The sequence below is a fragment of the Rhodococcus sp. O3 genome, assembly GCF_048897285.1.
In the GTDB taxonomy this organism is placed as follows: Bacteria; Actinomycetota; Actinomycetes; order Mycobacteriales; family Mycobacteriaceae; genus Rhodococcus.
Genome location: NZ_JBMBTE010000173.1, coordinates 1 through 7,884, shown reverse-complemented (window position 1 = coordinate 7,884; position 7,884 = coordinate 1). Strand labels below are relative to the sequence as shown.

Sequence of the window (7,884 nt, the reverse complement as noted above, 5' to 3'; positions counted from 1 at the left end):
GGTATTCGCGCTCGAGCCGTTCGAGGGTGCGCAGGTCCGCGGCCCGGTTCGGTTCCGGCGCAGTGTGTTCCACCGCGGCGGTGTAGAGGGAGGCGACGCGGCCGACCATCGTCGCGGCACCGTGCCCGTCGAGGGCGATGTGGTGGATGCGGCTGTACCACAGGTAGTGCTCGTCACCGACCCGCAGCAGCGTCGACTCGCACAGGTGGTCGCGCTCGAAGTTCACCGGGGCCGTGTAGTTCGCGTGCATCCAGGACTGCGCGGCGGTCAGCGGGTCGGGTTCGGCGCGGAAGTCGTGGAAGCCCATCTCCGCCTCGGCCGGCGGGTCGACCACCTGGTGCGGCTCGCCGTCGATCTCCACGATGCGCAGGAACACCGACTGGAACTCGTGTGCGGCGCGCATCGCGACCTCGCGGAACAGCTCGACGTCGAGCGGCCCCCGGATGTCGAGATACTGGGCGATGCAGATCGGCACATCGGGTGCGAGGTGCTGCGCGAACCACAGTCCGTGCTGGGCGGCCGAGAGTGGGAACGGCTCGTGGACGGTGGTCGACGCGGCGCGGTCCATCGATTCACAACCCCTGGAGTGCTGGCGCCGCGGGGTGCGCGGCGGGCGGTGGATTCTTCGGTTCGCCGGTGCGAATCCGGCTTCTCCACCGTGCCGCGGCGGGGCCACGGCGTTAACACACCCAAGGGGTGAGGGTGTGACACCTCGTGTGCCTCAGTGGCGGCCAGGGCCGCCAGAAAGGCACACGGGCGCGTCAGCGCCGAATGGACGCTGCCGCGTCAGCGCCGGGCGATGCCTCGGCCGAGCCGTTCGATCCGTTCGACACCGGACGCACCAACGCCGGCCGCCCGGTCACCGATCGCCTTGGCGCTGCCACCGATCGCCTCACCGAGCGCACCGCCCACGATGCGGACAGGGCGGGAGATCTCGTCGAGTGCCTCCGCGACGGCGGGATCCTCGTCGTCGAGCCATCCGGCGGCATCGGCCCGGCACGCCGCGCGGAAGTCGTCGAGGTCCTCGCGCAGATCCACCAGGTTCTTCACGGTGCGGGTCGACGACAGCCGCTTCACCAGCTCGAGCGTGGTGCCCTGGGCGAACCGCGCCAGCGCGCGGCGGGCCCGGCGCAACAGTTCGCCGTCGCGGTCGAGGTGCTCGGCGAGCAGACCGCGGGCCTGCCCGATCGCTTCGGGCAGAGCGCCGGGTTCGGGGGTGCGCAGGTGCTCGAGGCGCAGCCGGTGCCACAGGTTCAGCGAGTCCTCGACGAGAACGAGCAGCTGCAGGGTCTCGCCGAGTCGCTGCGCCGGGTCGAGGCCGCCGGCTTCGGCAACGTCGGCCTCGTCGAGAACCGCGGTCGCGTGGTCACGCAAGCGCGTGACGGCGGTGGCGAGCGGCGCACCGAGGTCGGCCACCGCGTCCCATTCCCGCGCCGGGAGCGCACCGGTCTGGTCGACGATCGCCACGGCCCGGGTCAGCGCATTGTGGTGGGCGACGACGTCACCGAGGGCGGGGGCGTCGGCCAGTTCGAGGAGCTGCTCGACGGTGCTCGACCCGGTCCCGGCCGGTCCGGCGGACACCCGGGCCACCGCGGCCTCCACCGACGAGACGGCGGCGCGCAGCGCACGGACGATCGCGTCGAGGGACCCTGCTCCGGCGGGCGCGACGTCGGGAGCCGCGGGGTTCGGTTCGTCGGTCATGGTGTCCATGGTGCTACGTCCGGTTTCCGGACGCACGCGGGACCCGGCGGTCACCGGCACCACCGAGCCGTCAGTTCCGGATCCGCACCCACGCGTCCTCGAGGAGCGCCACGAGGTCGATCTCGCGGCGGGCCCGGTACGCGCTCAGGACGCGGCGCGGGCGGGTTTCGTCCTCGAGTCCGATCGCGGCGGCGAGCGCGGCGGCCATGCCCTCCTCCGGCACGATCTCCGGCGTCGAATGCCCGACCAGCGCCAGCGCCTTGCGCAGCGGTTCGGCGTTGTCGGCGACCGTGCGCAACGGCACCACGTCGAAATGTCCGTCGGGGTGGAACTCGAGGAACACCTCGTTGTCCTCCTCGACTCCGAGATCCTCGAGGAATCGCCGGATCGTGCCGAGCTGCGGGGTCGCGCCGGACCACCGCATCACCTGCGTCCCCAGCCGGGAATCGAGCACCAGGTCCCCTCCGGGCGGGCATCCGACGATCCCGGCCACGGCGGACGGAACCGGGAAGTCGGCGCCACGCAGGTGGTCGCGGGTGGCGGTGATACGCAGCCGGGAGACGTCGCCGAGCCGGTAGAGCCGGCGTGTGCGCTGCGGCGACCGCACCGCGACGTGGGTGCGCACCCGTCGCCGGACGCGGCTGCCGACGACCTCGAAGTCGCCGCTGTCCGCGAAGATCCGGGCGGCGGCCTCCGTGATCGGGAACCGCTCGGTCAGGGCGGCGGCCAGCGCGGCGGCGTCGGCGGACCCGCCGGCCCCGTCGACGATCCGAGCGATGCGGGCACGGACCGCCCCCGGGATGTCGGTCTCCCACCGCGCGAGCGACCACAGTCCGGATTCGGAGACGGCGAACCGTTCGTCGTCCGCGAGCTCACCGATGACGGTCGCGGTGTCGTGGGTGGTGTCCATGCGCGCGACGAGGGCGGCGGCGGGCATCGGGTCGCCGAGGATCTCGAGCACCTGAGCCGCGCGATCGGCGAGGCTGTCCTGGCGAGTAAGGATCCGGCCGTCGATCACCGGCAATCCGCAGTGCCGCAGCCACGCGGTCAGTTCGCCGGCGGGCAGATTCCACAGGGCCCCGACGGCGGCGAGTTCGACGACCCCGTTCTCGGATTCGAACTCGGCGAGCAGGGCGCGTGTCTGCCGCTCCGCCTCGGGCAGGTTCGGGACCGCAACCCAGCCGTCCGCGACTTCGAAGCGGTCGTCGAGACGGTTCAGCACCCGGCCGAGCGGAACGTCGAGACCGGGAACCTGCCGGGACAGGGCCGGGGACAGCGCCAGGATCCGGTCGAGCGAGGCGACGGGTCGCACGTGCACGCGCAGCGCGGCGAGCAGGTCCCCGACCGCCGTGCCGAACGGGAACGTGGACGGGGCGGACGGATCGGCGGGAACATCGTCGAGGACCCGCTGCCGCAGGTTCTCCCGTTCCGGCGCGGACAGGGCCGCGACGTAGCCGCCGAGTTCGGCGATCGGATCGTGCGGTTGGGCCAGCGGCAGGTCGCGGGCGGTCAGGGCGGTGATGCGCGCTGCGACCTCCTGGATCTCCTCGGGGGCGCCGTCCTCGAGTTCGACGCGCAGCAGCGGCCGGGCGCCCTGTCCGCGCAACGTTCGCCAGCGGGCCAGCTCAGCGAGATCGGAGACGAGCAGGTCGAGTGCGGGCACGTTCGATCCGGTGGGCGCGCCTTCCGGTCGGAGCAAAATGCCCGGATCGCGCAGGATCGCGAGGACCATCGCCGCACACACGATCTCGTGCACGGTGGCGGGTCCGGCGCCGCGCACCGCGAACAGGTCGGACGGGCTGCGGTCGAGCAGCGCGGCCGTGGTCGCGACATCCGGCAGGCGGTCGACGATCGTGGCTGCGGCGGTGCCCAGGTCCAGCGCGCCGACCGGCACGTCGATCCGGTCGGCGAGCCCGGCGGACAGCGGCGTGTCCGGATGTTCGGTGACGTAGATGTGAGCGAGGGCCGCGCAGACCGCAGGAACATCGGCCGAGGCGGCCGTCTCGGCCGGCGACTGTTTCTCCCACCAGCGGTCGCCGGGAGCGAGTTCGGACAGGGCCGCGGCGCGTCCGGATCCGTACCGGTCGAGCCACGGCATCAGATCGAGCCAGCGGCGCTCCCCGAGTTCGTTGTCGGACAACGCAATGGACCACAGCGACACGACCGGCTGCTCCTCTTCGACGCTCGGCGGGATATCACGAACCACGGACCCCCCACCGCCGCGGTCACCCACGAGAGGAAACCGCCCGGTCGACTCTACCGGTGCGCCACCGCACAGGCTCGTGACGGGGCCGAGCGGCGCGGGACGGCCCGACAATTCGCCCGGATCGGCGCCCTCCCGGCGGTAACGTTGACGGTGTCGGGACGTTCCACCGAGGTTCACCTCGAGCGAGGAGTTCCGGATGCGACGGCCACATCGCGCGACCCCGGTACTGTCGGCCGGATCGCTGTTGACCACAGTCCTCGTCACGGTGTGGCTCCTGCTGACCGCCGGCCCGGCGACCGCGTCTCCGGTGTCCGGGTTCCCCCTTCCGGTACCGCCGCGCGTGACGCTCGACGACCTGCTGCCGACACCGATCACCGACGACGAGTTCTTCGCGCGACCTGCGGATCTCGACGCCTACCCGCCGGGCACGGTGCTGCGGGAACGTGCGGTGCGGATGCGGGCGCTGCCGGCGGCGGTCGTCCCCCACACCGCACGGCAGTTCCTGGTGCGCTCGACCGATTCGGCGGGACGGCCGATCCCGGTGACGGCGACACTCGTGCTGCCCGACGCCCCGTGGCCGGACGGGCCGCGGCCTGTTGTCGTCTACAACATGGCGATCGATTCGCTCGGCACCCGCTGCACCCCGTCGTATCGGGTGGTACACGATGCCGTCGACATCGACGTCCCGCCGATGCTGCCGGTCCTGCTCGCGCGGGGCTGGGCGGTGCTCGTCCCCGATCACGAGGGACCGAACATGGCGTATGCCGCCGGCCGGCTCGCCGGGCACGCCGTGCTGGATTCGATCCGGGGGTTGCGCATCGTCGCACCCGACCTCGCGGATTCTCCGCTCGCGATGACCGGCTACAGCGGCGGCGCCATCGCGACGGGCTGGGCCGCGCAACTGCAGCCGACATACGCGCCCGACGTGCAGTTCACCGGCGCCGCGGCCGGTGGGCTGCCCGCCGACCTGTCGCTGCTGCGGGCCACGATGAACGGGCAGCTCGGATCCGGGTTGTTCCTCGCCGCGACGGTGGGTCTGGCCCGCGAGTATCCGCAACTGCTGGACCTGGCCGTCCCGCTCACGGCAGTCCTGGCCCGGACCCCGCTGAAGGACCAGTGCACGATCGCGCTGGCCGCCACCGGCATCGCCATGGTTCCCGTCGAGGTGTTCACCACCGTCCCGGACCCGTTCGACGATCCGAGGGTGCGGCAGGTGCTCGACGACAACCGGCTCGGTGGGCAGATCCCGCAGGCCCCGATGTACCTGTACCACGGGTCGTCGCAGGTGTTCCTCGGTGACGAGTTCATCCCGGAATCGGGAGTTCTTGCCCTGCAAGAGCAATGGTGCGCCGGCGGCGCGAACGTGGCCTATGTGCCGGTGTGGGGTGAACACCTGACGGCCGCGGTCGCGGGTGCACCCGGGATGCTGGACTGGATTTCCGAGCGGCTCGCCGGTGTGCCGGCACCGCAGGGGTGCCCGTGAGCGATCAGGACGCCCGAACGATCACGACACCCGAAGGATCACGAGGCAGCGGTGTCCGAATCCTGGGCGTCCTGCGCGGCGGGCCTCAGCCGCAGCAGCACCAGGCCTGCGACGAACGCGACGATCAACGACGCGACCGCACCGTTGACGTGCAGGGCATTGACCGCAACCGCCGCCCCGCCGACACCGGCGAGCAGCGCACACCACAGCAACGCCTTTGCGATCACCACACCCATGACCACGCACCCTCCAAGGCCCCGATCCGACAAACGACAATAGTGTCACCCGTCACAACTGCCACGACACCGGGTCCGGCGTGTCCGAGAATCCGCGTTCCGGCGACTCCCCACGGGCCGTCCCGGTCCGTAGGCTCGGAGCCGGATGCCCCGGCGGAATCCGGGCGTGAGACGAGGCGGAGGTACGGCGTGAACTTCGGGGACGTGCGACTGCAGGATGTGGCCCTGCGGGATGTGACACTGCGCGACGGACTGCAGCTGACCGGCAAGCTCCTGCCCACCGAACGCAAGGTGCGTCTCGTCCGGTCCCTGCTGGATGCCGGCATCCCCGAGCTCGAGATCGGTTCGCTCGCCCGCCCGGACCTGGTCCCCCCGATGGCCAACACCCTGGAGTTGATCGCGGCGCTCACCGAGGAGGAGCTCGATCACTGCTGGGTGTGGGTCGCCACGCCCCGGCACGTGGAGAAGGCGATCGCGGCCGGGGCGCGCCACTTCCAATACTGCTTCTCGGTGTCCGACGCCCACAACAACGCGAACATCGGCCGCGACACCGAGACGAGCGTCGCCGCGATGCCCGCCGCCGTCGAGTTGGCCCACGCCGCCGGCGGCACCATCCAGCTGTGCCTGGCCACGTCGTTCACCTGCCCGTTCGACGGCCCCGTCGACCCCGACCGGGTCCTGGAGATCGCGTGCGATCCGCGCACCGACGGCGCCGCCGACATCGTCCTCGCCGACACCCTCGGGCAGGCCGTACCCGGCCAGGTCGCCGAGCTGATCGCGCGGGTCCGCACCGAATCCCCCGCGCGCCGGATCGTCTACCACGGCCACGACACCTGGGGACTGGGCGTCGCGAACAGCCTGGCCGCGGTGTCGGCCGGGGCGAGCGTCGTCGACGGGGCGCTGGCCGGGCTCGGCGGCTGCCCGTTCGCGCCCGGCGCGAGCGGCAACACCGCCACCGAGGACCTGCTGTTCGCGACCCGCCCGAAGTGGCTGTCGCCGGACGTGTTCGCCGATCTGGTGCGGCTCGGCGAGGACCTCGTGGCCGAACTGGACGAGCCGAACCGGGCACGGGCGACGCAGGGCGCGCGTTCGGAAGCCGCAGCGTTCGAATGGGTGCTGCGTTCGTGACAGGATCACCAGTGTGCGGATCCTGATCGCCCCGGACAGTTTCAAGGGCACCTACCGTGCGGCCGAGGTCGCCGATGCTGTTGCGGCCGGCGCCGAATCGTCGGGGCACGAGACGATCCGGCTGCCCGTCGCCGACGGCGGCGAAGGCACCCTCGAAGTACTGACCGGGCCGATGCTCCTCGACCGCATCGAGGTCGAGACCGTCAACCCGTGGCGGGTGCCGTGCGCGGGGGTGTTCGGACTGGCACCGGACGGCACCGCCGTCGTCGAACTCGCGACCGCGAGCGGAATCACGACCCCGCACAACGGTTTCCGTGATCCCTTCACAGCAGACACCTACGGCACGGGCCTGCTGATGGCGGAGGCGGCGCGATGCGGCGCGGAGCGCATCGTCGTCGCGGCCGGCGGTTCGGCGACCACCGACGGCGGTCTCGGCGCCATCGCCGCGATCGACTCGTCCGGCGGCCTGCACGGCGCGGCGGTCACGGTCCTGACCGACGTCACCACCCGATACGTCGACGCGGCACGGGTGTTCGGTTCGCAGAAGGGCGCCGACCCCGCCACGGTGGATCTGCTCACCCAACGGCTCGACGCGACCGCGATGGCCCTGCCGCGCGACCCGCGGTGCGTCGACGGCACCGGCGCGGCCGGTGGCTTCTCCGGCGGCATGTGGGCCCGGTACTGCGCCGAACTGCATTCCGGGGCCGAATTCGTGCTCGACGCACTCGCATTCGACCGGCATCTCGCGACTGCCGACCTCGTGGTCGTCGGCGAGGGCCGGCTCGACGGGCAGAGCCGCGCCGGGAAGATCGTCTCCGCGATCCTCGCCCGGACCGGGTCGGTACCGGTGGTCGCGGTCGTCGGGTCGGTCGGTGACGACCTCGGCGACTACCGCGACCGGTTCGCCGATGTCGTCGTCGCGTCGGATGCGGACGCAATGCGCGCGGCGGGAGCCCGGCTGGGTCGCTGACCTGCCGAATCCCCTACGGGCACGGCGCTGTCGGTGCGGGGGTGGGAGTCGGGGCGGGGCCGATGTCCGGATCCGAAACCCGGGCGGGCCAGGACGCGGGACGGACCTGCGGTGCGTCCGGTTCCTCCGACGCACACGGCGCCGGCTCCGGAATCGCGTT

The 7,884-nt window shown here is 72.1% G+C and carries 7 protein-coding genes; 3 read left to right on the top strand and 4 right to left on the bottom strand.

Annotated features, from left to right (window positions below):
* From ACN675_RS26445 to ACN675_RS26435, 3 genes are all read right to left on the bottom strand, one after another.
* Positions 1–568, bottom strand: a 568-nt coding sequence (locus ACN675_RS26445) for a condensation domain-containing protein (RefSeq protein ID WP_420753646.1), incomplete at its 3' end; no start/stop codon positions are given.
* A 218-nt stretch (positions 569–786) separates the two neighbouring features.
* Positions 787–1,701: a hypothetical protein gene (locus tag ACN675_RS26440; protein WP_420753645.1), complete on the bottom strand. Its 915-nt coding sequence runs from the start codon at positions 1,699–1,701 to the stop codon at positions 787–789.
* Positions 1,702–1,771: 70 nt separating this feature from the next.
* Positions 1,772–3,907 (bottom strand): hypothetical protein, encoded by a 2,136-nt coding sequence (locus ACN675_RS26435; protein WP_420753644.1) that lies wholly within the window; start codon positions 3,905–3,907, stop codon positions 1,772–1,774.
* Positions 3,908–4,103: 196 nt separating this feature from the next.
* Here ACN675_RS26435 and ACN675_RS26430 point away from each other — a divergent pair, with 196 nt between their 5' ends.
* The gene (locus ACN675_RS26430; RefSeq protein WP_420753643.1) at positions 4,104–5,390 is read left to right on the top strand and encodes a lipase family protein; all 1,287 of its coding nucleotides are present in this window, start codon (positions 4,104–4,106) and stop codon (positions 5,388–5,390) included.
* Positions 5,391–5,428: 38 nt separating this feature from the next.
* On the opposite strand, the gene ACN675_RS26425 is transcribed toward ACN675_RS26430, so the two are convergent.
* The gene (locus tag ACN675_RS26425; RefSeq protein WP_374068785.1) at positions 5,429–5,620 is read right to left on the bottom strand and encodes a hypothetical protein; all 192 of its coding nucleotides are present in this window, start codon (positions 5,618–5,620) and stop codon (positions 5,429–5,431) included.
* Positions 5,621–5,845: 225 nt separating this feature from the next.
* Here ACN675_RS26425 and ACN675_RS26420 point away from each other — a divergent pair, with 225 nt between their 5' ends.
* Both ACN675_RS26420 and ACN675_RS26415 read left to right on the top strand, forming a co-directional pair.
* Entirely contained in the window at positions 5,846–6,754 is a 909-nt protein-coding gene (locus ACN675_RS26420) for a hydroxymethylglutaryl-CoA lyase (protein WP_420753647.1), read from the top strand.
* Positions 6,755–6,767: 13 nt separating this feature from the next.
* Entirely contained in the window at positions 6,768–7,724 is a 957-nt protein-coding gene (locus ACN675_RS26415; protein ID WP_420753642.1) for a glycerate kinase, read from the top strand.
* Positions 7,725–7,884: the final 160 nt, after the last annotated feature.

Bases quoted from the DNA above. Each gene is read 5' to 3' on its own strand.
- ACN675_RS26440 (WP_420753645.1), bottom strand. From the start codon at position 1,701: ATGACCGACGAACCGAACCCCGCGGCTCCCGACGTCGCGCCCGCCGGA.
- ACN675_RS26430 (WP_420753643.1), top strand. From the start codon at position 4,104: ATGCGACGGCCACATCGCGCGACCCCGGTACTGTCGGCCGGATCGCTG.